This window comes from Helicobacter sp. T3_23-1059 (assembly GCF_053654515.1).
The window spans coordinates 1-26851 of the sequence record NZ_JBSIUV010000010.1 but is presented as its reverse complement, the minus strand read 5'-3'; the positions used below and the strand labels follow the sequence as shown (position 1 = coordinate 26851).

The following is a 26851-nucleotide window of genomic DNA, read 5'->3' as shown; positions in this document are numbered from 1 at the left end:
CATTGCCTATCCTTGTCAAACCTAAAATATCGCCCTGTCATACACCACAAAACGCGAGCTTAGCTCTTTTACCTCTGCTAAAATTGCTTTTTGGAGATTCTCATCTGTGATATTGTCTAAAATATCTGCGATTTTGCCTGCTATCCATTCAAACTCCACTTCTTTCATACCTCGTGCTGTAAGTGCGGGAGAGCCTATGCGAATACCACTTGTTACAAACGGGCTTCGTTTCTCTCCGGGAACGGTGTTTTTATTTACCGTGATTCCAGCCCTACCTAGTGCTAAATCCGCATCTTTACCGCTAAAATCCTTTGTCAAAAAGCTCATCAAAATAAGATGATTATCGCTTCCTTGGCTAACCAAATCATACCCCCTATTTATTAACACTTCTGCCATTTTAGAAATATTTGCCTTAACTTGCTTAGCATACGCCTTCCATTGTGGCTTTAGATTTTCGCTAAAACCGATTGCTTTAGCAGCGATGACATTCATAAGCGGTCCCCCTTGTATCCCGGGGAAAATGCTTTTGTTGATTTTGGTAGCGATTTCTTCGTTGTTTGTGAGAATGAGTCCTCCGCGAGGTCCCCTCAAAGTCTTGTGCGTGGTAGAGGTAACCACATCGCAATGTGGAAATGGATTGGCATTTTCCCCTGCGACTACAAGCCCCGCTATGTGCGCAATATCTGCCATAAGGATTGCGCCTACTTCATCTGCGATTTGCCTAAATCTAGCAAAATCTAGCTCTCTTGTATATGCCGAAAATCCAGCCACAATAATATTTGGCTTGACAGATTTTGCGATATGTTCTAGTTTATCATAGTTGATTCTCCCATCTAGCTCCACACCATAAGAAAAACTATGATAAATCTGCCCAGAAGAGCTTACCTTTGCGCCGTGTGTTAGATGTCCGCCGTGGCTTAAATCCATTCCCAAAATCTTATCATAGGGTTTTAAAAGCGCGTTATAAACCGCGCCATTTGCTTGTGAGCCTGAGTGTGGCTGGACATTTGCATATTCACAGCCAAAAAGTTTTTTTGCTCGCTCAATGGCGATAGATTCGATTTCATCGACAAACTCACAGCCACCATAATATCGCTTATTTGGGTATCCCTCCGCGTATTTATTGGTAAGCACACTGCCTAATGCCTCCATAACAGCTGGAAAAGTATAATTCTCGCTTGCTATCATTTCTAAGTGTTGATTTTGTCGTGTAAGTTCTTTTTGCAAAAGTTCGTAGATTTCTTTGTCGGCAGATTCTAGGTAGTAAGGCATTTTCTCTCCTTAGATTTGTGTTTTAGATTTTGTTTAAGATTCTTTGTTTTGGGTGATTTTGGGGTTTGTCTAGGCTGTATTTATTTACAAAAACTTTGTGCTACAAATCGACATTTTCCCATTTTTTGTTAGATTTTTGGTTAATATTTATTTGACTTTAGCGATATTTTTATCCTTTTATGTTGTTTGATTTGGTTTAGTTTTGCGCTTGGTTTATATCATTAGATAGCATTGTAAAATCCTCTTTTATGGGCTTCATCGCGGGGAATAACAATACATCTTTGATAGTTTTTGAATTGGTAAGAAGCATCACAAGCCTATCAATCCCTATGCCCTGCCCCGCAGTGGGTGGCATACCATAGCCCAACGCCCACACAAAATCCTCGTCCATATACTGCGCTTCCTCATCGCCTTTTTCTTTTTGCGCCACTTGTGCTTTAAATCTCTCTAGCTGGTCTAGCGGGTCATTTAGCTCGCTAAACCCATTTGCAATCTCTTTGCCACCGATAAATAGCTCAAATCTATCCGCCTTGCTAGAATCTGCGTCATTTCGCCTAGCAAGCGGGCTAATATCAATAGGATATTGCGTGATAAAAGTAGGATTTATAAGATTAGATTCTACAAATTCACTAAAAGCACTATCAAGTAGCTTGCCATAGCTCATATTTGATTCTAGCTTTACGCCTTTATCTATAAGATATGCGTTTAATTTTGCCTCATTTTCAAAAACTTCACGCGGAATCTTGCCAATCTGCTCTAAGCTTTCCTCATAAGTCAAAATCTGCCAATTACCAAAATCTATCGCATTCTCGCTAGAATCTAAAAAAGGCACTTTTTTATCCATTCCTAGATTTTGCAACAAATAATCAAAAAATTCCTTTGTCAGCGCAATCAAATCCTCATAAGTATGATACGCCCAATAAAACTCAATCATACTAAATTCTGGGTTGTGGCTATGGTCCATTCCCTCATTGCGAAAGTTGCGATTTAGCTCAAAAACCGCTTCAAACCCACCCACAATCAGTCGCTTTAAATACAATTCAGGCGCGATTCTTAGATACCTATCTACGCCTAATGCGTTATGATGCGTGATAAAAGGCTTTGCATTTGCACCGCCGGGGATTGGGTGGAGCATTGGCGTTTCTACTTCCAAAAACCCCTTTTCCTCAAAAAATTTCCGCACAAGGCTAACGATTTTGCTACGAAGCCTAAAAACCTCTCTAACCTCGCTATTTACGATTAAATCCACATATCTTTGACGATAGCGAAGCTCGACATCAGTTAGCCCGTGAAATTTCTCAGGCAATGGCACAATCGCCTTAGTCAAAATCCTAAAATCTTTTGCGTGGATACTTAGCTCGCCACTTTTTGTTACAAAGCCAAACCCGCTAACAGCGACTATATCGCCCACTTCAAGTAGTTTTTTTACCACTTCAAAGGATTGCTCTCCCAAATCATTTAGCGATAAATACCCCTGCAAAATCGCGCTTTCATCTTGGATTTTGATAAAGCAGGCTTTGCCCATCAGCCTTATAAATCGCACTCGCCCAACTATTGTTTCGTTTGGTTGCTGTGTGGTGCTTGCGATGTCCGCAGATTTTGTGCTATCGCTAGAATCTGCGCTTTGTGCTTTTAGATATTCATATTTTTGCAAAAAATCTGCATTATTTATCGTGCGCTTTATGCCATTTGTGTATGGATTTAGATTTTTTTCTCTTAGTGCCTGTGCTTTTGTGATTCGCTGTTTTATGTAAGTGTTTTCAAACATTTTTTCTCTCTTTTATTTTGTTAGATTTTATGATTTTTGCAAACGCAACACAACAATTTGCAAAAATCCTAAAATCCGCCATTTTGAAGCAAAATCCTTTCTCAACAAAATACTTTTTACAAAACCAAATATATCACGCTATCCGTTTGCAAAAACCACACTTGCAAAAACCTTAATTTGCAAAATCTACTTTTTGCCTTTTATGTTTTTTTGCATATTTTTTATATCTTGTGGGAGTTCGGGCATTTGTGGTATGTCGTGTTTTTCGGGGAAATGGATAATAAATTGCGCAACCTTTAGCATACTTACATATATTTGGCTTTGCTCTCTTGCGACTTTGCCGACATTTTCTTCGATAAAATTGACTTTGGATAGCGCGTAAGCACACACGCTAAATACAAAAAAGATTTTCGCACAAGAAAAAACAAATCCTAAAGATTTATTGACAAATCCTAGCCCCAAAAAAGTAAATTGCTTTGATAGCACATAAGAAATCAGCATAAAAAATATCCAGCTAATCCCAAGCACACACAAAAATCCAAGCATAGTATGCAAAGATTTACTATTAAAATCGTGGATTTGGGTTAGCACTTCGCCCACAGGGATAGCAAACATAGAACCCAAATACACGCCTATGAGAATCCCAGCTAAGCTACACACTTCAGCGATAAATCCATTTGCAAAGCCACGAAAACCAAATATGACAATAACAACAAGCAAGCCTGCATCAATATAATTCATCTTTCACACTCATTTTTGGATTTGGTAAGATTTTGTGTTGAAATTTAGCAAAAAAGGCTATTATTCTAGCCTAATTTCACTTAAAAAACCTAAAAATACATAAAAAAGACAAAAAAAAGATAAGGCAATTCTTTGAAAAAAACTCACAACAAAAAAACCTCTCCAATCAAAATCCTGCGTAGTTATAGAAACACCATCGCAGATTTTCTATCCAAAAAACAAGATTTTATTTCACATATTCCATCGTTGTCTTTACGCTCCTTATGGCGATTTGATAAAAAGCAATGGAAAAATTTCGCTAGATTAAATGGCTATGGGCTTGTTTTTGGGCTATGTTTTAGCGCGTGGCTATATGCGTTTGTTTTTATCATAGAGGGCTTTGGTGGTTTTAGCGAAGCCTCTAGCATTTGGGCAAATATGTTTTTTTGTGCCTTGCTTAGTGTGTTTGGGCTTATAAGTGTGGCTAGCTATTTGTTTTGCCCCGCAAGGATTAGATTTTATTTTGGATTTTTTGTGGGGCTTTTGCTTTTGTATTGGATAGCCCTGTCGTTTCGATATTCGCCATTTCCGTTTTTGATACCATTTGTGTGGCTTGGGATTGGGTGCATTATCGGTGCGATTTTTTGGGCTTTGCTATATTTTCAGCATATTGTTTTTAGGATTTTTAGCATTATGATTTTAGGATATATCCACCCTTTTGGGTTTGATTGGTTAGTCCCGCAGAGCTTTTTTGCGTATAGTTTTTTTGGTGTTTTAGATTGGGATTTTTTGCTTATCATTGTGGGTGTGGCTTTGATAGCGATGGCGTTATTTAGAAATGACATAAAAGGATTTTTATATGTTTCTACAAAATCTAAAAAAAGTTTTATCAAACTTAGAATAGGAGCGGGATTTTTTGGTGTGCTTAGTTTGATTTTGGCATTTGAGAGTGTAAGCCCTGCAAACAAAAAATCTACACCATTTTTGCAAAATCTATCTAATGATTTAAATCAACAAATCACAAAAGAGCAAATCGCCCTAGTCCAAACACATTTTGTGCAGGATTTAAAATGGAGTAAAAATGCGCTAGATTCTATAAAAAAATCAACTTTTAGCGCGATAGAGCAAGCAAAGCTAGAGGGCAAAAAAATCATCATCTTGCCTGAAACGATTTTGCCAATCGTGCTAAATAGCGACAATCCCTATGAAGTTTCTACTTTAGAATCCCTAAAAAATGCCTCTAACGACATTGCTATCATCTTAGGTGCGTTTAGCAAGCCAAACTTTAACTCCACTTATGTAATCCACAAAGGCGAAGTAAAAATTTTAAACAAAGTCATTTTAGCTCCCTTTGGGGAGAAAATGCCGCTTCCAGATTTTCTAGCAAAACCACTTCTTAGGCTATTTTTTGGGATTGAAGAGGGGTTAGATTCTGCGAGTAAGCCACAAGATTTTCATCTTTTTGGGCTTATATTTCGCAATGCTATTTGCTATGAAGGCACTAGCAAAGAGCTGTATAAAGATAGCCCTAATCTTGTGGTAATGATAAGTAATAATGGCTGGTTTTATGTAAGTATCGAGCCATATTTGCAACGCGTCTTGCTTAAATATTATGCGCGAAAATCGGGGGCTATGATTTTGCATTCTGCAAATCTATCGCAATCATTTATGATGACGCCACAAGTGCTAGGCGATAGCTATGGCGACATAATCCACATTGGATTTTAAGCGATTTTAGACTATACTAGGCATTGCTAGATTTTCATTTGATTTTAAGCACAAAGGATTAAAATGCTACTTCAAGCAAAAAGCGTAAGCCATAGTTTTGATACACTTTTGTATGAGGGCGTGGATTTGCAACTACAAGAGGGAGAGAGTATCGCTATTTTGGGAGTTTCTGGAAGTGGAAAATCTACCCTGCTAGCAAATCTATCCACAATGCTAAAGCCAAATTCTGGCGTTATCTCGCTTTTAGATTCTCCAAACATTTACGCCCTAAAGCCAAATGAGCGACTAAAACTACTGCGCGAAAATCTAGGAATCATATTTCAAGCGCATTATCTTTTTCGCGGATTTAGCGCGCTAGAAAATCTACAAGTAAGCGAGGCAATCACCAAAAAGCCCATTGATATGGGGTTGCTAGAAAATCTAGGCATAGCACACACGCTTCATCAAAACTCCGCTGATTTATCAGGCGGACAGCAGCAGCGACTATCCATCGCTCGTGTGCTACTAAAAAAACCACGCATAATCTATGCTGATGAGCCAACAGGCAACCTTGATAAATCAACCGCAAAAGCGGTGATGGACGCCCTGCAAAGCTACATAGCCCAAAATCGCGCAGGGCTTATCATCGCCACCCACGATGAAAATATCGCAAAATCTTGCACCTATACTTATGCCATTTGTCAAAAAGGCTTACAACGCATGTAAAAACACGCAGATTCTGCCTCAAAAGCTAACAAAAATTAAACCAAATACGGAATCCCATTTGCTTCAAAAATCAATGCTGTTTTATGGTGTTAAATCATTGATTTAGCGAGCTTTAAAACGCAATATTTTACTTTTAAGGAGACGAAAATGAAGTCTGTTAGCAGGTGTTTTTTATTGGCTTTTTTACTAGGGGGGGGGGGCAACATTTATGCCGATGAGTTAGAATCTAGCTTAGCAAAAGAAGCAGATTCAAAAGTAGCGGTTTTTGTCGGTGGCGAAGTGGGGTATGGGGTGGCTTTTTTAAGCGCGACTAATAATTCGGCAAAAGGCAAAACAACGGAATTGCGCGCACCTTATGGCGTAGTGGGTGGCAAAATCGGTATAAAAAAACTCTTTGGCGAAAAGCAAATAATCGGGCTACGAGGATATGTAAGCTACCATTATTCAAATGATGGCGAATACTCCTCACATCAAACGGCGTTTAACACAGAAGCGGTTTTTAACATTGGCAAAAGGGTTGGAATCTATGCTGGGCTTGGCGCGGGCTATGCAAGCAATGTCGCCATTTCATCAAATAATTTTGCAAATGGCGACACAAATGCGCCCAAAAACCAAACTACGCTTATAAACGACCCTAAGGGAAGCGGTTTTATTTTGCCTGTAAATGTGGGATTTGAAGTAGCGTTAAATGCTCATCATTTTGTAAATTTTAATGTGCGTGCGCCAAGTATCGCTGCAAGCGAGAGACTAGGAAAAGAAGCTGAATCTAGCACAACTTATTCTGCGCGAAATTTATTGCTAACTCTTGGATACACATATCAATTCTAAGATTTTTGCAAAAAAAATTGCACATTTGGCTATGTGGCTAAAAGATTAGCTTTTTTAGGGCAAGATATTTTTATCTTTGCCCTAAAAACTTTGTCCTAAATATTTGGCAATAAAAACTTTTACAATAAAAACTTGCTACACATTTTGCTTACTTTGATACAAAATCCAAATCAAAAACTACCGATTTAGGATTTTCTTTAGGATTTTTTTGCAACGATTTCAAACTACAAACAACACCATACAAACAAAAAATCACACCAAAATCTAAATAAGGAATCTAACAATGGAAAATATGCTTTTGGATATTTTTATCGCATTTTCGATTCTCTCCATCTGCATAGTCATCGCCCCCATACTTGCAAATCTAACTAGAATGCCCGTAGTGGTGGTAGAAATGCTTTTAGGGTGCTTTGGAATCTATTTTGGTGTATTTAGCCATAGTGAATCGTTTGAATTTATGGCAAAAGTTGGATTTTTGTTTTTAATGTTTTTATGCGGAATGGAAGTGGATTTGCGTGGATTTAGCAGGCTTGGCAAGCGGTTTTTAAAAGCTGTGGTGGTGTATTTTGTTATCCTTTATGTCTTAAGCGCGTTTATCGTGCTGATTTTTAAGTTACCAAATATTTTTATCGCCGCACTTCCTGTGATGAGTCTTGGTATGATAATGACGCTACTAAAAGACTATGGCAAAGATAAGCTATGGCTAGAAATGGCTCTAACTGTAGGAATAATAGGCGAAGTCATAAGCATTGCAGCCCTTACGCTTATTAGCGGATTTTATCATTATGGCAATTCATTGCGTTTGTATGAAAATCTAGCCGTGCTTGTGGCGTTTATGCTAGCTATCGTTGGGATTTTTTGGGCGTTTAAAATCCTTTTTTGGTGGTTTCCAAATTTTAAACTATTTCTTATGCCCTATAATGACTTAAGCAACAGGGATATTCGCTTTGTCGTTATGCTATTTGTGGTATTTGTGGCGTTGGTATTGTTTTTAGATTTAGAAGCAGTGCTTGGAGCGTTTTTAGCAGGCACGATTGTGGCGATATTTTTTTCATACAAGCACGATTTGGTTGGCAAGCTAAATGAAATAGGTTTTGGATTTTTTGTGCCGTTGTTTTTTGTCTATGTGGGTAGCACGCTAGATTTTGGGCTGATTTTGGCAAACCCTAGCTATGTGCTAAATGGCGTATATATCGCTAACGCGATGCTTGCCCTGCGGCTAATCGCTGCAAATATGGCGTTTTTAAGGTTTTTTAAAAGTGTAAAAAACACCACGCTTTTTGCCCTAAGCCATTCTATGCCTTTGACTTTTCTTGTCGTTACTGCAAAAATCGCAGATGATTGGGATGCGATAAGCAAAGATATGTATTATGCGTTTTTGTTAGCAGCGATGATTGAGGGCATACTTTTTAGCATAGTGATTAAATTTCTTTGGAATCTATGGAAAACAAAATCATCAAAAAACAAGACAAACAAACTGCAACATACAAACCCCAAACAATGACGCAAAATCTAGCAAAAACTAAAATCTAATTTTTACAAGCAATTTATTTGATTAGCAAAGTGCTAGCATAAGGCTTTTCATCAATATTATGCAAATGTTGCTTAAATTTTAATGCTTCGTTAAATTGTGCTTTTTGGCTCGCAGACATTTTTGCTATGAGGGATTGTTTGATAGATTTTAGTTTGTCTAACGCAGTGTTGATATTTTTTGCTATATCGGCTTTTGCTTCGCTACTTAACCCCTCATAACGATTATCCTGCTCGCTTAAAATCACACCTATGGAAATTAGATTTTGATAAAACATATTTTCTAGCACATTGCTATGGGCATCAAAATCACGCACGACAAAATTTTTGCTAACCATATTATTTGCAAAAATACTCTCTAAATTACCGCTTTTTATTGCATTTTTTACCATTTGACTAGCGATTTTATTTTGCTTTAGATATATGCCATTCTCAAGCAAAAATCCCAAAATCATAGCCGCATCTCTATCGCCCATTTTCACCGCGCTAAGTAGCACATTGACCGCACGAGTATTTGCTCCTGCTAGGGCGAGATACGCATAAGATTCTAGTAGTATTTTTGTATCTTTGTTTGCTAGTCCATTGCAGAGTTTTTCTTCTCCGATTTTTGCGCTTAAATCTAATGCTAAAAATTCTTTTATGTCATTATCTGTTGGCTCTTTTGCTTGATTTTCATAAAAAATAAATGGGATTTTACTTTTGGCAAAATCCCTGCAGGCTTGACATTTTATAGTTTCGCGTGAGTAGAATTCTGGCATTTGATATTGATTTAGCACAGAATCTAGTTGCAAAATATATAATTTGCCAAGCGCAGAATCTAGCGCGGAAATCTTTTGGATTAGGCTATTATCAGCATTATTTGATTGTATCGATTGAGTGATTAGGGACAGGGCTTTGGATTCATTTTTGAGTGTGCTTGTATCATTAGCAATATTTTTTAGCTGACATTTTAGCGGGCTAGCCTGCATAAATGACATAAGCCCACATATACAAAAACATATCATCAAGGATTTAACTGCCCATTTTGGGTTTTTTAAGCTTTTTAGGTTTTGGTAGATTTTTGTGCCGTTTTTTTGTTGCAAAGACTTCATTGCTGCTCCTTTTGTTGTGTTTGTGCTGTGTTTGATTTATGCGTTTAGTTTAGCTAAACAATTTGATTTTTAAGCCAACATAACGCATTTTGTAGCGCGATTTACGCGTTTTAGCGCGTTTTAACTCAAAGACGCCAAAATCGATTCCACGCTTTTTTTAGCATCTCCAAAAAGCATTTTGGTATTTTCTTTGAAAATCAGCGGATTTTGCACCCCTGCATAGCCCGTATTCATCGAGCGTTTAAACATCACCACCGATTTTGCCCTCCACACTTCTAGCACAGGCATACCTGCTATGGGGCTACTTGGGTCTTCTAGCGCGCTTGGATTTACCGTGTCATTTGCCCCGATGACTAGCACCACATCAGTTTTTGCAAAATCTGCATTGATTTCGTCCATTTCTAGCACGATGTCATAAGGCACTTTTGCTTCTGCTAGCAATACATTCATATGCCCGGGTAATCTCCCAGCCACAGGGTGTATGCCAAATCTCACTTCTATGCCCTGTGCTTGAAGTTTTTTGACTAAATCATATATGGGGTATTGGGCTTGTGCCACTGCCATACCATAGCCCGGGGTTATGATTATAGATTTTGCATTTTGAAGCAGGGAGGCGACTTCTCTTGCTTGTATCTCTGTGTATTCGCCCATTTCGCCCTCTATACTAGCATTTCCACTATCTGTGCCAAACCCCCCTGCTATCACGCTGATAAATGAGCGATTCATCGCTTTGCACATAATATATGACAAAATCGCACCAGAGCTACCCACAAGCGCACCCGTAACGATAAGCAAATCATTTCCTAGCATAAACCCAGCCGCAGCTGCAGCCCAGCCTGAATACGAATTTAGCATAGAAACTGCCACAGGCATATCAGCCCCGCCGATAGAAGCGACCAAATGCCAGCCAAAAACAAGCGCGATAAAAAGCATCGTAGCAATGGCAATGATTTGAGGTAGGCTATCCTCACTCACCACAAAAATAATCAACGCCACCAAAGAGAGACAAATCGCACCTAGATTCCAATAATGCTTAAAAGGTAAGTTTAGCGGAGCACCAGAGAAAATCCCACGCAACTTGCCAAATGCCACAATCGAGCCTGTGAATGTAACCGCACCAATAAACACGCCCAAAAAGATTTCGACTAAATGAATGGCATTTGTGCCACTACCAAAATCCTTACGAAAATCCAAAAACAAAGGCGGCAACACCCCAAAATCAAAGCTAAATAATTCCATACTAGAATCAAAATCCATAGATTCTAGCTCTTTTGTGATGATACCTGATGTTTGCAAAATCTCAATAAAACTATTTAGCCCCACTAGCACCGCGCAAAGTCCCACAAAGCTATGCAAAATCGCCACAAGTTCGGGCATTTGCGTCATTTCTACTTTTTGGGCTAGAATAATGCCAATCCCACCACCAAGCAACATCGCAGCAATAACAAGCGCGATGTTGCCAATATCGCCACTTAAAATTGTCGCACATAATGCTAATGCCATACCCCCTATGCCAAAAAGATTCCCTCTTTTTGCGCTCTCGTGTTGAGATAGTCCCGCAAGAGAGAGGATAAACAAAATCGAAGCGACAATATACGCCGCTTTTGTTAGATTAGAAAAATTTAATACCTCAACCATCTTTCACCCCCTTATTTTTCGCGCTCTTTATCGCTATTTGCACCATTATCACTGATATTATTTCGGCGAAACATTTTTAGCATTCTTTGCGTAACGACAAAACCACCAAAAATATTGACACTTGCAATCAGCACGCCTATAAAAGCTAGCGCAGTGATTAGGCTACCATTTCCCATCTGCAATAACGCACCCACGACAATAATCCCAGAAATCGCATTTGTAACGCTCATAAGCGGGGTATGCAGGGCGTGATTTACATTCCACACGACATAATACCCAACCACGCACGCAAGCCCAAACACCATAAAATGCGTCAAAAACTCACTCGGCGCATTTTGACAAATCCCAAAAAATACCAAAATCGCCAAAATTGCGATAGCAGATTTTATGAAATTAGCATATTTTTTAATAAACGCTTTTAGCGGGCTAAAATCGCTAGATTTTGCTTTTTTTGTAGAATCTAGCGCATTTGCATTAGATTTTGTAGCATTTATCGACTTTGTGGTATTTGTGGAGGCAGAGACTCTGATAGGTGGCGGAGGAAAAGTGATTGCTCCACCTTTGCATACGCACGCACTGCGCAAGATTTCATCATCAAAGTTGATTTCTAAATCATTTGATTTACTAGCAAAATCTGCATTATTTTTATCAGCAATATTTTTGCTAGCTTTTTTATCGCCACTTTTTTCGCAAAGCAGTTTTACAAGATTTAGCAGATTTGTCCCATAGGCTTGCGAGCTTTGCGCGCTTAGACGCGATGGCAAATCCGTGTAGCCGATGATTTTTACGCCATTTTTGCTTATTTCTAGTTTGTCAGCTTTTGTTAGCTCGCAGTTTCCGCCATTTTGCGCGGCTAAATCCACCACTACACTTCCTTGCCTCATAGATTCTACCATTTGTTTGGTTATGAGTTTTGGTGCGCTTTTGCCCGGGATTAGCGCGGTTGTGATGATAATATCTACTTCTTTTGCCTGCATAGCAAAAAGCTCCATTTCAGCTTTTATATAGGCTTCACTCATCACTTTTGCGTAGCCATCGCCACTTCCAGCCTCCTCTTTTACATTGATTTCTAAAAACTCCGCTCCCATTGATTGCACTTGCTCTTTGACTTCAGGACGCGTGTCAAAAGCCCTTACAATCGCACCCAAACTATTTGCCGTGCCAATAGCAGCAAGCCCCGCTACGCCAGCACCGATGACTAGGACTTTTGCAGGGGGGATTTTGCCAGCAGCAGTGATTTGCCCGCCAAAAAATCTCCCAAACTCAAACCCCGCTTCTATCACAGCGCGATAGCCCGCGATATTTGCCATAGAGCTAAGCGCGTCCATACTTTGCGCTCGTGAGATTCTAGGGACACAATCCATACTAAGCGCGTTTATGCCATTAGCGTTTAGCTTTTCTAAAAGTGGTTTGTTGTGAGCGATTCCAAGTAGCCCGATAAGAATCGCTCCTTTTTTTATCTCTTTTATTTCATCATCATTTGGGGCATTTACTTTTAGGACTATGTCGCAGTTTAATGCCTGTTTTTGTGTGGCGATTTTTGCACCATTTTTTTTATACTCTTCATCGCCAAAGCTAGAATCCTCCCCCGCACCTTTTGCGACAATGACTTCAAATCCTAGATTTTGATATGCTTTTATATGCGCAGGAGTGGCACTTACGCGGGCTTCGCCTATTTGATTTTCTTTTGGGATACCGAGTTTTTTTTGATTTGTTTGATTTGGAGATAGAGTTTTACTCATTTTTGTCCTTTTATGCTTGAGTTATTATTATGCGTGGCAAGTTGTTTTTAGCATTTATAGCGTGTTGCAAATCTAATATCTTGCAAAATCGCGTGCAGATTATTATGCAAAATATCTTGCAAAATGTCTTGTATGTTATAGCAGTTTTTTAAATATTTAGTGAGTTGGGATTGCACACTTAATATAGAGATTTTTTTAGAGTTTTTTTGTTGTTAGCGTGGGCTAGATTTTGTGTTTTAGTCTTTCAAGTTTAGTCTTTTATATTTGGATCGATGACTTCTTTTGCTTGCAAATAGTATTTGCCTACCCTGCCTAAATGCGGTGGCAAAAAGCGCAAATCCTCCTTATAAATCTCATCATCTACAAAACATTTTTTTGCCTGCAATAACGCTGTAACATTATATGTGCTTAAATCCAAAATCTCTCTAAGCTCGCAAAAATACGCCACTTTCACGCCTTTTGCCACAGGAGGATAGCCTAACTCTACACTCTCTAGCTCTATGCCAAACACGCTAGCTTCGCTTTTGTGTGATTCTACCTCGCTAGCACTCTGCTCTAATCGCTCTAAAAAATCCACCATCACAAGCGATATGGTGGCGCATTTGCTAGATTTTAGATTTTGCAAAGTGTCTTTTGGAGCGCCATCGCTTTTTGGCGAAAAGCATAGCGAAAATATCGGTGGCACAGAGCTTACTATGCCAAAAAAACTAAAAGGTGCGAGATTTACCACGCCATTTGCATTTATGCTAGATACCCACGCGATAGGGCGAGGTGTAATCGTATTGCTTAGCAGTCGATAGTTTGCAAGTGTGCTTGAAAACTCAAAATCTATTATCATAGCATTCCTTTTTATGTTGTTTTATTTGTGTTGTGTTGCAAATTAGCGTTGATTTTGGTGGCTTAAAATCTTAGCTTACTTTATTTAAAATCTTACTTGCTTCATTGATAACAAGTGAAGGGGATAAATCCACCATACATTTATGGTGTCCCTCTCCTTTTGGCAGAGGACATTCACGCTTTTTGCAAGGAGCGCAAGGCACATTTTTGCTTAATATCACAAAATCTTTAGCGCGAAAGCCGTTTGTTTCTTTGCTATTTGTGGGACCAAAAAGCGCGATTACAGGCACGCTTAGCGCGCAAGATAAGTGCATAGGACCGCTATCATTCGTAATCATTACGCTAACCTTGCTAATGCTTTTCATAAGCCCTGCAATATCCGTTTTCCCGCAAAGATTTAGGATATTTTTTGCGGGGTTTTGAGCTAGATTTTGAGTTTGATTTTGGGGTAGATTTTGCGTGCTAGATTTTGGATTTTGTGGATTTTTTTGGGAGTTTAGATTTTGCCCTAGATTTTGTCCAAAATCTATCGCTTGCTTTGCGATAAATTCGCCTAGCTCATAATCACTTTTTGTCCCAAAAATTACCACCACTTCGCCCCTGCTTGCAAAATATCCTGCCACTTGCGCAAAATACTCTTTTAGCCACCGCTTAGCATTGCCATAGGCTGCAGCTGGATTTAGCCCGATGATTTTAGGTGGGTTTGCATTTTGATTTTGGCTAAAAATATCCAAAAACTCACTTGGGATAATCGCATCTTGTGCTAACACAAGCGCAAGATTTGGCGTGATAGATTCTAGCAATCTAGCATTATTTGCTAAATCTTTTAGGCATAAGACATTTGCTTTTTTTGTCAAATCCGCTACATTGCCTAAATCCGCAGAATCTAGCGCGTAAATGGCTAGATTTACATAGCTTAGGACTTGATGGACATTGCGAAATTTTGGCACATTTTGGTTTAGCAAAATCCCGCCCAAAAAACGCGCATACCCTACCCTAAGACGCGCATTTGTAAGCCATAGCAAAAACGCGCTAAAAAAATGATTTGTAAGTGTTAAGGCAATATCTGGCACTCCAAATTCTGCTTTTATTTGCTTGCTAAGAGCGTAAGTGGCACAAAATCTATTTTTTGCTTTTTTACTCTCATCTATGATAAAAGATTCTATGCGTTTATCCCCTCTAAACACCTCTAGCACGGCTTTTGGCGCGACTAGACAAAATCTAGCTTCTTTAAAATGCGCTTTTAGTAGCTCAAAGCTAGGAGTGCTCATAACTGCGTCCCCTAGCCAATTTGGCAGGCGAATAAGGATTTTTAATGGCTGATTTTGTGGCGTATTAGAATCGTTGTTGCTAGTTTGTTTAATTTGTGGATTTTGTGGATTTTGTGGATTTTGCATTATGCTTCCTGTGATATTTTGGTAGATTTTGGATTATGTGGCATTGTGCCATCAAAAGTTTATCGCGTGTTTTATTAGTCGCATTTTAGCAACTTTGTTATAATACCCCAAATTTTTATCTTGGAGTGCTTTATGCCAAATCTCACAAAAACCAAAAACAACATATTAGAATCTGCTAACGACAAAAATTCTAACAAAAACACGCTTATCACGCCACGCACGCTAAGTGGGTTTCGCGACTATCTGCCAAAAGAGGCAATGGCAAAAGAAAAGCTCATTTCTTCGCTTACAAAGGTGTTTGAGAGTTTTGGATTTGTGCCGATTGAAACGCCGCATTTAGAATATGCTGAAATTTTGTTGCGACAAGGTGGCGAGGAAATCCAAAAAGAGCTTTATAGATTTGTGGATAATGGTGGGCGAGATGTGGTTTTAAGATTTGATCAAACCGTGCCTTTGGCACGATTTATCACGCAGTATAAAAACGAGCTAGATTTGCCATTTAAGCGATTTGCCATTGGCAATGTGTTTCGCGGGGAGAGAGCGCAAAAAGGGCGATATAGAGAATTTACGCAATGTGATTTTGACTTCATAGGGAGTGATAGTATCGGCTGTGATGCGGAGATTATCGAAGTGATTTATGCCTCGCTTAGTGCGCTTGGGCTAGATGAATTTACCATTTGGGTAAATCATAGAAGTGTGCTAAATGGAATCGCAAAGCATTTTGGGATAGTAAATAGTCGCGATGTGGATAGCTTTTTGCGACTAATTGACAAGCTAGATAAAAACGGGGAGGAAAATCTAGCAAAAGAGTTAAGCGCAAATCTAAAGCTAGATTCTAAGCAAGTAGATGAAATCATCTCACTAATCTCTATCAAACAAATCACGCAAAGAGATGAGTTTTTTGACTCCATAGCGCATTTAAAAACATACAATGATGAGCTAAAAAAAGGCATAGAGGAACTAGAATCTTGCTTTAAAATCCTTACTTCTGTGCAAATGAATACTTCTGCGTGCAGGGTTAGCTTTGCTATCGCACGCGGGCTAGGATACTACACAGGAATCGTATATGAAACCACGCTAAATCGCCTAAAATCACTTGGCAGTGTCTGCTCAGGCGGGCGATATGATAATCTCACGCGCAGTTTCTCACGCGAGCGCATAAGTGGCGTGGGTGCGAGTATCGGGCTAGATAGACTACTAGCGGGGCTAGAAGAGCTAGGCGTGCTAAAAGGCAAAGGCACAAGTGCAGAAGTGCTAATCGTATGTATGAAAGAAGAGTTTTTACCCTACGCACACCAAATCGCCCAAAATCTCCGCAGAAGCAAAATCTACACCGAAGTCTATCCACAAGCCACCAAACTGCAAAAATCACTTAGCTACGCAAACAACAAAGGACACGAACACTGCATAATCATAGGCGAAAATGAATTTAGCACCCAAACGCTTACCATAAAAAATATGACAACAGGCGTGCAGTTTGAATCTATCAGTCTTTTGCGCGTGATAGAAATCGTAAAATAGATTTTAGAAAATTTGGATATGTTTTTGTGCTAAAATTTTGCGTATGAGTAAAAAAGACAGAATAAAAACAAAACTTGATTTGTTAAAAAGCTTGATATTAGGCTTTATGACTGCCCTATTTGGCGTGGGTGGCTACACATTTGCCCATAGAAACGGGCTAAACTATATAGATTATATCGTTATAGGTATTGTGGCAATAATCTTGGTAGGCTTAATATGTTGGTGTGGTTGTAGCTTCAAAAAAGAACTTGATAAATTGGAGAAAATGAAATGATAGGACTTATAGTAACAGTGTTAATTGCAATCGCGCTAGCCTTTTCGACTATTTTTGTTATCAAAGTCATAGGATAGAATCTAAAATGCAAAATCAAGGATTCAAAAACATAATCAATGCGCCTATTGTTTCTTTAATTTGCCCACTTTTATGCGTATTTATATTATTAACATTTGCAGGCTGTCATAAAAACCTACCCCAAACACAAATGGATTTAGCACAATCAAGCATAGCAGAATCTACCACACAAAAAGATTCTAATCAAAAAGATTCTAGCCTTTCAAAAATAGATTCTAAAACAAAACAAGAATCAAAAAAATGCAACGCCCCAAATCCCAAAACTTCCGCTTTGCTTAGCTTTGTAGGCGATAATGTGCTGGGGGATTATAAAGGTGCTAGTGGCGATACTTTTAATGCAAAATTTAGAGAGATAAACGGGGATTTTGCTTACTTTAGCAATGGTGTGCGAGAGGTGCTAGGGAGCGATGATTTAACCATCGGCAATATGGAGGGAGTGCTAAGCGATAGGGAGCTAAAAAACGCATTTGAAAAGCCTTTTTCTTTCAAAGGGCAATCTAGCTATACGCAGGTTTTGCGCGAAGCGAGCATAGAAGCCCTAAATCTAGCAAACAACCATTCACGCGATTATGGCGCGCAAGGTTTTTCGGACACAAAAGAGCATTTGCTAAATGCTGGATTTTACACATTTGGCGAGGGGATTTTAAGCATAGCAGAGGTAAATGGCATAAAATTTGGGCTAGCAGGACACAGAGGCTGGAATCTAGGCATAAAATCCCAAGTAGCAAAAGAAATCGCAGAGCTAAAATCTATGGGGGCTGATTTTGTGATTTTTACTTTTCATTGGGGGGAAGAGAGGGAGCATTATCCAAACGCCACGCAAAAGCAACTAGGGCGATTTAGTATCGATAATGGCGCGGATATGGTAGTAGCCCACCACCCCCATGTCTTGCAAGGCATCGAACATTACAAAGACAAAAAAATCGTGTATAGTTTGGGGAATTTTATCTATGGCGGGGCGAAAAATCCAAATGATAAAGATACGATGATTTTTCAAAGTTTGATTTTGGCTTTTGATAGCGAGGAAGAAGCAAACGAATTTGCTGAAAATTTTGAAAACAATGAATGCTTGCAAAAACAATGGCTAGCTAGATTTTCTCAAGGTGAATTTATCAAATCCCAGCCGCGCATAGGCAAATCTAGGCATTTTGTCTTGCTGCATAATATTGTGCCTGCAAGTATCAGCTCAAGCACCACTCACAATGACTACGCCCCCAAAATCTACAAAAAAAATGCCCCGCAAACCTCAAATGCAAAATCAAATAATGGCTATGAGCGGATTTTTAATCGCTTAGAGCAGTATTCGCGCAACTTGCGCTAGTTTATCAAACGCTAATTTGATGATATTTATTTAGTTAAAATCTATTTAGGAACGCGCATTGCTTTGCTTAGCTTTAAATTAGCGTTTAGCAGGCACAAAAACACCAAAATCTAGCCACTAAAAACGCTTAAAAAAAAGCTAAGGACTAGCAAAATGATAAATGGATACTACGCAAACACAGGCGGTATGGTAACGCAAATAAACCGCCTAGATGTGATTTCAAACAACCTTGCAAACCTCAACACAAATGGCTTTAAGCGCGATGATGTGGTTATCGGGGATTATCTGCGTTTATACAAAGAAACCCAAGACACACTTCCTATAAAAGACCACACAAGAGCTGCAGCCCAATACCAAAACCGAAATCTAAACCGCGTGCCAAATATCAGTGAGGAATATACAGAGTTTCAAATCGGTGCGTTTGCAGAGACGCAAAATCCACTAGATTTTGCCTTGCAAAATCCAAATGCGTATTTTGTGGTAAGCACACCTGATGGAATCCGCTATACGCGTGATGGGAGTTTCGTGATAGATAGTGAGGGATTTTTAAGCACAAAAGAGGGGTTTCGCGTGCTATCTCGCGCTTCTTTGGGCGAAGCAGATGATGAGGATTCCCAAGTAGATGGTGGCATAATGATGAATGCAGGAATGCAGCTAGAAGCTGATAAAAATGGGAATCTAACATTTCGCAACTTATCCACCGAAGAAATAGGCATAGCTGCAGATGGCGGGGCATTAGCAATCGTTAGCTTTGACAATCCAAAATATCTAAAAAAAGTCGGCTACAATCTCTATAAATACCCAAAAGAGAGAATCCAAGATAGAATCACAAACACAAACAATATCGGGCTAGCTCAAGGCTATATCGAAAAAAGCAATGTAAATGCAGTAAAAGAAATGACAGCTTTAATAGAGACAAATCGCTTAGTTGAGATGTATTCTCGTGCGATGAGGGCATATGTCGATGACTTCGCACCTGAAGCTATCGGCAAACTAGCAGTGCGAGCCTAAATCCACGCGCTAAAATCCACGCCAAAATAAAAAAATAACGCTAAAAAATCAAAAATTTACACTACCTAAATAAAAATCTAAGCAGTTATTTTTTGCCTAGATTTTATTTTGATTTTTGTGCTTCAAATGGCGTTTTTTTACTTTTGCGACTTATGGCGACTTAGATTTTGCGCGCTAGATTGTGATTTTTGTGTCTATTTTTGCCTACCACTTGCCACAAGCAAAATCGATTTATAAATATTTGAGTCCCACGCTACACGCGATGATAACACCTACAAGCAAGATTTTTAGGCTATTTTTTGCTTCGTTATACAGCGTTATGCCCACAATTACGCCTCCGCACGCTCCAATCCCTGTCCATATCGCATACGCTGTGCCCATAGGGATTTGTCGCATTGAAAGCGAGAGCAAAAAAAGACTTATGGCAAAAAGTGCCATTTGTGCGATAAGGTAGTAGATTTTCCCACTGCTTGCGTATTGCTTCATTGAGATGACGCCTAGCACCTCCATAAATCCAGCTAAAAGTAAAAATACCCAACTCATCGCTTCCCTCCCTTGCTTTTTGTAACCAACTTAGAATCTAGCAACGAATCTAACGCGTTATCAATCTTTAAATCGTTCGCGAGATTCTCGACTATGGCTTCATCTTGCGCTACGCCGTCTTCTTTTTGCGAGACAAATTTTAGCGCAATGACAGCAAAAAGCAACAATGCGATAAGGCTCACTTTTATGAGAGAAAACGGCTCGCCAAAGATGAAAATCTCGCCTGCCACCACGCCTGCTGTGCCGATACCGACAAACACGCTATAAGCCACGCTTACTTCAAGCACCTTGAGGGCTAGCACCATCATCGTAAATGAAAACACAATGCCAAGCGCGGTAAGCATATAAAGCAAAGGCGTATTGGCGTATTTTAGCCCGCTTACCCAAAAGCACTCCACAATCCCACCCAAAATGACTAAGCCCCACGCGAGATTGCTGGGCGTAATATTTAAATTCTGAAATTTTTGAGATAGTGTGGCGTTAAGCCGTTTGGCAAACGCCCTCCGTTTTAAGCGGATTTTGGTTAGGTTATTTACCCGCATAGATTTCTCCTCTTTTATTGTGCTGATTTTGGCGTGGCACTCTAGCAGATTTTAACGGGCAATGTCAATAAAAACACTTACCTTTGTCAAAAGAAAATCTATGCAAAATCTTTGATTTTACTTCACCACAACTATTTAAACCCTCCAAACCCTCCAAACAAACAATCAACCAAATACTTGCTTAAACACTTCATCGATATTTTTTACGGGGATTATTTGCAAACTATTTAGCACTTCTTTTGGTATATCGCCTAAATCTCTTTCATAATTTTTAGTAGGAATCAACGCCTTTTTTATCCCCGCTTTATGCGCTGCGATTAGCTTTTCTTTTAGCCCGCCTATGGCTAGCACATCTCCGCTAAGTGTTAGCTCGCCCGTCATTGCGATGTCCCCACTCACGGGCTTTTCGCATAGTATAGATGCTATCACGCACGCCATAGCGATTCCCGCACTTGGTCCATCTTTTGGGACTGCGCCTTCTGGCAAATGCAAATGAATATCATAGCGCGAATAAAATGGCAAATCCTCGCTAGAATCTTTAGAATCTTTTTGTATCTTGCTAGATTTTTTGGATTTTTTGCCCTCTTTTGATTCTAGGGATTCTAGCTTGTTTTCATCAAGCAGGACTTTTACGACAGAGTGTGCGATTTTAGCGGATTCTTTCATCACATCGCCTAGAGAGCCTGTGAGGGATAGCCCTCCTTTGCCCTTTAGTTTGATTGCTTCGATTTTTAGCACATCGCCACCTACGCTTGTCCAAGCAAGCCCATTGATGATTCCAACCCGTGCTACTTTGCTCGCAGGGTCGATTTCATACACGATTTTATCGATAAAATCTGGGATAAGTTTTGGCGTTAGTTTGATTTTTTGATAGTTGCTTTGTGTTAGGATTTTGGTAGCGACTTTTCGCATTATGCTAGCAATCACACGGCGCAGATTTCGCACGCCCGCTTCGCGTGTATATCGCTCGATTAGCGTTTTTATCGCTTCTTTGGTAAATTCAATCTCTTCTTGGCTTAAAGCGTGCTTTTTTAGCTCTTGAGGGATAAGATATTTTAGCGCGATTTGTTCTTTTTCCTGTGGCGTGTAGCTAGAAATAGCGATAAACTCCATTCTATCGCGCAAAGGCGGAGGGATATTGCCTATGTCATTTGCCGTAGCGATAAAAATCACTTGCGATAAATCAATGCTAAAGTTGTTGTAATAATCCCTAAAAGCGACATTTTGCTCAGGGTCTAAAATCTCTAAAAGCACGCTTGTAGGGTCGCCTCTAACGCCTCTTGCCACTTTATCGATTTCATCTAGGACGATTACGGGGTTCATCTGTTTTGCTTCGATTAGCCCTTGAGTGATTCTGCCCGGCATTGCCCCGATATAAGTCCTGCGATGTCCTCGCAACTCATTTACATCTTCTAGCCCACCTAGCGCGATTCTCACTAGCTCGCGTCCTATGGCTGTGGCTATGGAGTTTGCAAGGCTAGTTTTCCCAACCCCAGGTGGTCCATAAAAACACAAAATCGTCCCTTTTTCTTTTGTGTCGCTTTTTGGCAACTTGCTAGGAATTTCTAGCTCTTTGTCCTCCTCGCCCTCATCGCTAGAATCACTAGAATCCAAACTAGAATTTTTTGATGGGTTATAAATCGTATCTTTTATGGATTCCAAAACAAAATCTTTAGAATCTTTGGCGTTTTTTGCATTGGGATTTTTCGTGCTATCTTTGCTAGATTTTGCATTTCCTGCTTTTTTTGCCAGCTCTTTTTGCGCTTCTTTTTCTTTTTTTGCTATCAATTCTTTGACTGCAAAATACTCCACAATGCGCTCTTTTGGCTTCAAAAGCGAAAAATGATCTAAATCAAGCTGTTTTTGGACATTTTTGATTGATAGGGATTCTTTAGCGTATTTACCAAATGGGATTTCTAGCACCCATTCTACATAGTTTTGGAGGATATTTGCATCGCCACTTTCTTGGTGCATTTTGCTTAGGCGAGAGATTTGCTTTTTGATTTCTTTGTATGCTTCTTTGTTTAGATGTGGCTTTATGGATTCTAGTTTTTTTTCATATTGCTGTATTTCCTCATCGCGCTGTTTGTCGATACCTAGCTCTTTTTGGATTTGTCGAAGTTGCTCTTTTAGGAAATATTCTCTATTTGTTTGCTCCATTTTATTATGCACGCGGGTTTTGATTTCTTTTTGGAGTTTTTGGATTTGGATTTCTTCGGAGACAAAATCTATCAGCAAAAGCAACCTCTCCTCAATATCATCGCTTCTAAATAGCTTGTATGCCTGCTCTTTTTTTAGCCTTATGCTTGAAGCGACTAAATCTATCATTCGGTTTGGCTCTCCTGTCTCCTCGATAGATTTTAGCAAATCAGGTGGCAACAGCACTTGACTAATATTTGCTAGATTTTGCACCTTTTCGCGTAGCACTTTGCTCATAGCCTCCACTTGCGCAAAAGAGCATTCTTTATAGCTGATAATATCTACCAATGCCTCGTAGCATTCGTCTTTTTGGACGGATAAAATCCTCCCCTTTGTAAGCCCTTGAAAAAGTAGCTTTACGCGACCATCTGGCAAATGCACCTTGCGCATAATCGTGCCGATAACCCCCACATCAAAAAAAGGTATTTTAAGTGTCGAGATATTATCTAGCATTTCTATGCTAGCACTAGATTTTGCAGAATCAATATTAGATTTTGCACCGCTAGGCAAATCATTTGAAGTGTTTTTTGTCGTGGCTAGATTTTGTGTTTGATTTTGCCCTGTCATTTCGCTTGGGATTTCAGTGATTTCATTTGTCCCACAGCACACAAACACCAAATCATTTTTATCCAACGCCTTATTTGCGGCTTTTATGTTTTTTTCATCGTGGGTAAAAATCGGCACGATACTAAATGGATATGAGAAATTATCCTCCTCCACAATCACGGGCAATCTCATAGGAAAATCAATATTATTTGGTTGCATTTTTCTCTCCTTAAATTTATGACAATTTGGGGTAATCCTAACGCAGATTTTATGGCATTTTGGATTTTATAGAATCGTAGATTTTGTAAAATCTCGCGCTTTTTAAATGTATGCCAAAATAAGCAACATAGATTCTACCAATTAAACATTCTCACATACCACGGGATATGCGATGGCTTAGGTTTGGTAGCCTCCTCTAGCTCATCATCTATGCGTTCATCATATTTTTCTTGTGCGGCTTGTTTTTTTGCCTTTTTATACACGCGCACGATTCCTTTGTTTAGCTCATTTTGCCCTAGCACAAATCGCACCTGCATTGTTTTGACAAATGGCACATACTTGCTATCTGGGAAAGTATCCAAAAACTCATCAAAATCGCTCAAACTATCTGAAAAAAACTCTTGATCTTTGCTAGAGCTTTTTAGCCCATAGTAGCGACTTTGTAGTTTCAAAAAATGCAAATAATCAGCATTTTTTGCGTTTGCAAATCGTTTCAAATATTCATCAAAATAAAATTCTGCTAGCAAATACTGCTCTTTTTGGATATGTGCCTGCCCTAGTATCATCATCGCTTCGGGCAAAAGTGGCGAGTTTATATGCTCGCTTTGCAACGAAGCGTAAAAATTATCCGCATTTTCTAGGTTGCCCGCACGGATTTCTTTTAATATATTTTGATACCAATACATTGCGGGTTTGTTTAGCTCATTTTCTTTTTTCTTTTTGCAAGAGCTAACCGTGCAGGCAAGCAACAGCGCAAACGCCACAACAAATAAGATTTTGATAAACGCTAATAAATGATTACTTGAAAAATCGCTAAAAAATGAAAGTTTTTTGATAAAGTTTGTCATCGCAAGCCTTTTTGCGCTTATAGCGCAGTTAAATGAAATATCGTTAGTCAAAAAAGCAAAAAAAAACATAAACGCGCATTATAGCCAAAAAAGGTTAAGCATTCTAGCAAAAAGCCAACCCAAAAAATACACAAAAACACACGCAAAACCAAAATCCACACGACAAAATCTAAGACAATTTCAAAAATAAAAACATACAAAAAGCATTTATGGCACTGCTTTTGCATAAATTCTATGAAAGTTGCTAAAATATCACATTTTCATTTTATTTTCTAAGGAGGCATTATGGATATAAATCCAACTTTTCAAGCAATCTTGCAAAAAAATCATCTTAAAACAAATTGCGTTCTTATTTGCTATGTGGCTATTTTTGTGCTTGTGGGATTGTTGGTAGATATTGTGCGCCTTGATGCGACTAGCTTAGAGTGGGGATTTATGGCGTTGCTAAGCGGGCAAGAAATCCCGCTTGTTACTATCATTTCCGCGCTTATTGCATTTGGGATTATCGTGTATAGTTTGAAGCGATTTGATGCGATAATGCTAAAAGGCGATGAGTATGAATTGCTAGATTCTCGTGCCTTGCCACCTCTGCAAGCGCGCATAAAAATGGCGTTTGATGATGTGTTGCGCCGCGCAGGTGCTAGCACGACAAAAGACGCCCCTAGATTATACCTTATCCACGCGCCTTATATGAATGCCTTTGCAAGCGGTTGGCAACAAGAAAACTCTCTCATCGCTATTACTTCCGCGCTTGCAGAAAATCTAAACGACCAAGAGCTTCGCGCCGTGCTAGCCCACGAGCTAAGCCACATACGACACGGCGATATTCGACTAACAATGTGCGTGGGGATTTTAAGCAATATTTTGCTTTTGGTTTGCAATAACGCCATTTGGCTTTTTATGGGCAATCGCCAAAATCACGGCGCAAGCAAAGCAAGAAGCATTTTGCTGATTTTGCAATTTATCCTGCCAATCCTTACCCTATGGCTACAAATGTTTCTTAGCCGTTCGCGTGAATATATGGCTGATGCGGGGAGCGCATACCTTATGCACACGCCAAGCCCACTCATCTCCGCGCTAGAAAAAATCCACAACAATTACGCCCAAAATGATTTTAGCCAAGTAGATACAAACCCCACGCGAAAAGCAGCGTATATCTTTAGCGACTCTTTTAGCACGCACCCAAGTTTGCAAAATCGTATCCGCTCTTTGCGTGGGGAGTAGATTTTGTAAAAATAGATTTTTATAAAACAGATTTTGTGAAAAAAGTTTTTTAAGATTTTAGAGATTTTGTCAAAATCTTTTTTTGCAAATTTTGTTTTGAATTTTTTTTGCAAAAATCCTTTTTTGTCAAAAACTTTTTTTTTGAAAAATCTCTTGCAAAGATTTGCACCTTACAAATGACATTCAAACATAGATTTTGACAAAATCCATTTTTGCAAAAATCTTGCCAATTTGTCAAATTCCACGCCAATCCACCTTAATATACGCAAATCCACTTCACAAATCTAGCTTACAAAATCTATCCCACAAAATCACATTTTGCAAATCCATTTTTGCAAAAAACCCGTAAAATCCGCATATTAACACTTTGTTTTTTTTTTTTTTTTGTAGTATCGCTTTTTCTTGCAAAAACGCTTTTTTGATAAAGGCAAAAAAAACTACAAAGGGAGCAAGACAATGAAAAAATTAGTGCTAGTGTTTGGAATCATAGCAGGTGTGCTAAGCGTGGGAATGGGAGCGATGAGCGAAAATGAGTGGGAAAAGGCTAGACATAATTGCTCTGACGATGATAAAAGCGCGTGTCAAGCATTGATTGATGATGGTTTAGCTAGTGTGGAGCAATGCACTAAAGAGACAGGCACAAATAATTGTGGTTTTGTGGGTGCAGTTTATCACATAGCGGGGTATTTTAGAGAAGCGATACCATACTTTGAAAAAGCCATCGCTTTTGGGAATAGTATTGCATACATTGCATACGGTGAATTGGGAAGGGCTTACTATCAATTAAATGATTATTTTAACGCAAAGGAATATTTTGAAATCGGGTGTAACAAAGTTAGCGATATACAAGAAGCTTCTTGCTACATCTTAGGGCTAATGCATTTTAATGGCAAAGGTGTGCGACAAGACTTCCACAAAGCAGCAGAACTCTACAAAAAAGCCTGTGATATGAAATATGCTGGCGCGTGCAATAATCTAGGTGTGCTATATGACAACGGACAAGGTGTGAAGCAAAATCTCTCTATCGCTAAGCAATACTACGGCAAAGCCTGTGATTTGGGCGCACAAAAGGGCTGTGATAATTACAAACTACTAAACAATCAAGGCGTGCAGTGATGGCACAAAATACAAAAAATATAATCTATAATAGCCCAAGCTGTCGTATAGAATCAAAATGCGATTCTTTGATTTTGTATATTAAACAAAATGACAAAGAGGCCTTTATCTTTGAAAATATTTTGGACGAGTGTCTAAAAACAAAACCACAAG

Annotated in this window: 20 protein-coding genes and 1 pseudogene; 9 read left to right on the top strand and 12 right to left on the bottom strand. The window is 39.2% G+C overall.

Annotated features, from left to right (window positions below):
* Positions 1 to 21: 21 nt before the first annotated feature.
* The 3 genes from ACWIX0_RS04405 to ACWIX0_RS04395 all read right to left on the bottom strand — a co-directional run bounded on the left by ACWIX0_RS04405 (position 22) and on the right by ACWIX0_RS04395 (position 3781).
* Positions 22 to 1272, bottom strand: a complete 1251-nt coding sequence (locus ACWIX0_RS04405) for a serine hydroxymethyltransferase (protein WP_454172283.1) — start codon at positions 1270 to 1272, stop codon at positions 22 to 24.
* A gap of 196 nt (positions 1273 to 1468) precedes the next feature.
* Positions 1469 to 3040 carry a lysine--tRNA ligase gene (gene lysS, locus ACWIX0_RS04400; RefSeq protein WP_454172281.1) on the bottom strand — a complete coding sequence of 524 codons (1572 nt, stop codon included), beginning with the start codon at positions 3038 to 3040 and terminating at the stop codon, positions 1469 to 1471.
* Between the two features lie 186 nt (positions 3041 to 3226).
* Positions 3227 to 3781 (bottom strand): CvpA family protein, encoded by a 555-nt coding sequence (locus ACWIX0_RS04395; RefSeq protein ID WP_454172279.1) that lies wholly within the window; start codon positions 3779 to 3781, stop codon positions 3227 to 3229.
* Between the two features lie 132 nt (positions 3782 to 3913).
* Between ACWIX0_RS04395 and lnt the strand changes: the two genes are divergently transcribed.
* The 4 genes from lnt to ACWIX0_RS04375 all read left to right on the top strand — a co-directional run bounded on the left by lnt (position 3914) and on the right by ACWIX0_RS04375 (position 8525).
* Complete coding sequence (gene lnt / locus ACWIX0_RS04390; RefSeq protein WP_454172277.1) at positions 3914 to 5488, top strand: apolipoprotein N-acyltransferase; 1575 nt, start codon at positions 3914 to 3916, stop codon at positions 5486 to 5488.
* Between the two features lie 63 nt (positions 5489 to 5551).
* Positions 5552 to 6193: an ABC transporter ATP-binding protein gene (locus ACWIX0_RS04385; protein WP_454172275.1), complete on the top strand. Its 642-nt coding sequence runs from the start codon at positions 5552 to 5554 to the stop codon at positions 6191 to 6193.
* 147 nt (positions 6194 to 6340) lie between these two features.
* On the top strand, positions 6341 to 7021 hold the full coding sequence (locus tag ACWIX0_RS04380) for an outer membrane beta-barrel protein (RefSeq protein ID WP_454172273.1): 681 nt from the start codon (positions 6341 to 6343) through the stop codon (positions 7019 to 7021).
* Between the two features lie 283 nt (positions 7022 to 7304).
* Complete coding sequence (locus ACWIX0_RS04375) at positions 7305 to 8525, top strand: cation:proton antiporter (RefSeq protein ID WP_454172271.1); 1221 nt, start codon at positions 7305 to 7307, stop codon at positions 8523 to 8525.
* A 43-nt stretch (positions 8526 to 8568) separates the two neighbouring features.
* On the opposite strand, the gene ACWIX0_RS04370 is transcribed toward ACWIX0_RS04375, so the two are convergent.
* The 5 genes from ACWIX0_RS04370 to ACWIX0_RS04350 form a co-directional block, all read right to left on the bottom strand.
* The gene (locus ACWIX0_RS04370; RefSeq protein WP_454172269.1) at positions 8569 to 9642 is read right to left on the bottom strand and encodes a hypothetical protein; all 1074 of its coding nucleotides are present in this window, start codon (positions 9640 to 9642) and stop codon (positions 8569 to 8571) included.
* A gap of 120 nt (positions 9643 to 9762) precedes the next feature.
* The gene (gene pntB / locus ACWIX0_RS04365; protein ID WP_454172267.1) at positions 9763 to 11280 is read right to left on the bottom strand and encodes a Re/Si-specific NAD(P)(+) transhydrogenase subunit beta; all 1518 of its coding nucleotides are present in this window, start codon (positions 11278 to 11280) and stop codon (positions 9763 to 9765) included.
* A gap of 11 nt (positions 11281 to 11291) precedes the next feature.
* Positions 11292 to 13022, bottom strand: coding sequence for a Re/Si-specific NAD(P)(+) transhydrogenase subunit alpha (locus tag ACWIX0_RS04360; RefSeq protein WP_454172265.1), 1731 nt, complete (start codon positions 13020 to 13022; stop codon positions 11292 to 11294).
* Positions 13023 to 13272: 250 nt separating this feature from the next.
* A complete protein-coding gene (locus tag ACWIX0_RS04355) occupies positions 13273 to 13860 on the bottom strand; it encodes a flavin reductase family protein (RefSeq protein ID WP_454172263.1) in 588 nt (195 codons plus the stop codon).
* A gap of 70 nt (positions 13861 to 13930) precedes the next feature.
* Complete coding sequence (locus ACWIX0_RS04350) at positions 13931 to 15256, bottom strand: glycosyltransferase family 9 protein (protein WP_454172261.1); 1326 nt, start codon at positions 15254 to 15256, stop codon at positions 13931 to 13933.
* A 132-nt stretch (positions 15257 to 15388) separates the two neighbouring features.
* On the opposite strand from ACWIX0_RS04350, the gene hisS reads away from it, so the two are divergent.
* From hisS to ACWIX0_RS04335, 3 genes are all read left to right on the top strand, one after another.
* Positions 15389 to 16777: a histidine--tRNA ligase gene (hisS, locus tag ACWIX0_RS04345; protein WP_454172260.1), complete on the top strand. Its 1389-nt coding sequence runs from the start codon at positions 15389 to 15391 to the stop codon at positions 16775 to 16777.
* A gap of 359 nt (positions 16778 to 17136) precedes the next feature.
* Entirely contained in the window at positions 17137 to 18450 is a 1314-nt protein-coding gene (locus ACWIX0_RS04340) for a CapA family protein (protein WP_454172258.1), read from the top strand.
* A 153-nt stretch (positions 18451 to 18603) separates the two neighbouring features.
* Positions 18604 to 19461: a flagellar hook-basal body protein gene (locus tag ACWIX0_RS04335; protein WP_454172256.1), complete on the top strand. Its 858-nt coding sequence runs from the start codon at positions 18604 to 18606 to the stop codon at positions 19459 to 19461.
* A gap of 231 nt (positions 19462 to 19692) precedes the next feature.
* On the opposite strand, the gene ACWIX0_RS04330 is transcribed toward ACWIX0_RS04335, so the two are convergent.
* The 4 genes and pseudogenes from ACWIX0_RS04330 to ACWIX0_RS04315 form a co-directional block, all read right to left on the bottom strand.
* Positions 19693 to 20004, bottom strand: a complete 312-nt coding sequence (locus tag ACWIX0_RS04330; RefSeq protein ID WP_454172254.1) for a DMT family transporter — start codon at positions 20002 to 20004, stop codon at positions 19693 to 19695.
* A 122-nt stretch (positions 20005 to 20126) separates the two neighbouring features.
* Positions 20127 to 20450 (bottom strand): annotated as a pseudogene (locus ACWIX0_RS04325) (DMT family transporter); the annotation flags it as partial.
* A 261-nt stretch (positions 20451 to 20711) separates the two neighbouring features.
* Complete coding sequence (gene lon / locus ACWIX0_RS04320) at positions 20712 to 23510, bottom strand: endopeptidase La (RefSeq protein ID WP_454172253.1); 2799 nt, start codon at positions 23508 to 23510, stop codon at positions 20712 to 20714.
* Positions 23511 to 23644: 134 nt separating this feature from the next.
* On the bottom strand, positions 23645 to 24358 hold the full coding sequence (locus ACWIX0_RS04315; RefSeq protein ID WP_454172251.1) for an outer membrane protein assembly factor BamD: 714 nt from the start codon (positions 24356 to 24358) through the stop codon (positions 23645 to 23647).
* Between the two features lie 285 nt (positions 24359 to 24643).
* On the opposite strand from ACWIX0_RS04315, the gene htpX reads away from it, so the two are divergent.
* Together htpX and ACWIX0_RS04305 are read left to right on the top strand one after the other, a co-directional pair.
* Entirely contained in the window at positions 24644 to 25582 is a 939-nt protein-coding gene (gene htpX / locus ACWIX0_RS04310) for a zinc metalloprotease HtpX (RefSeq protein ID WP_454172249.1), read from the top strand.
* Positions 25583 to 26038: 456 nt separating this feature from the next.
* Entirely contained in the window at positions 26039 to 26698 is a 660-nt protein-coding gene (locus ACWIX0_RS04305; RefSeq protein WP_454172247.1) for a tetratricopeptide repeat protein, read from the top strand.
* The last annotated feature ends 153 nt before the right edge of the window (positions 26699 to 26851 follow it).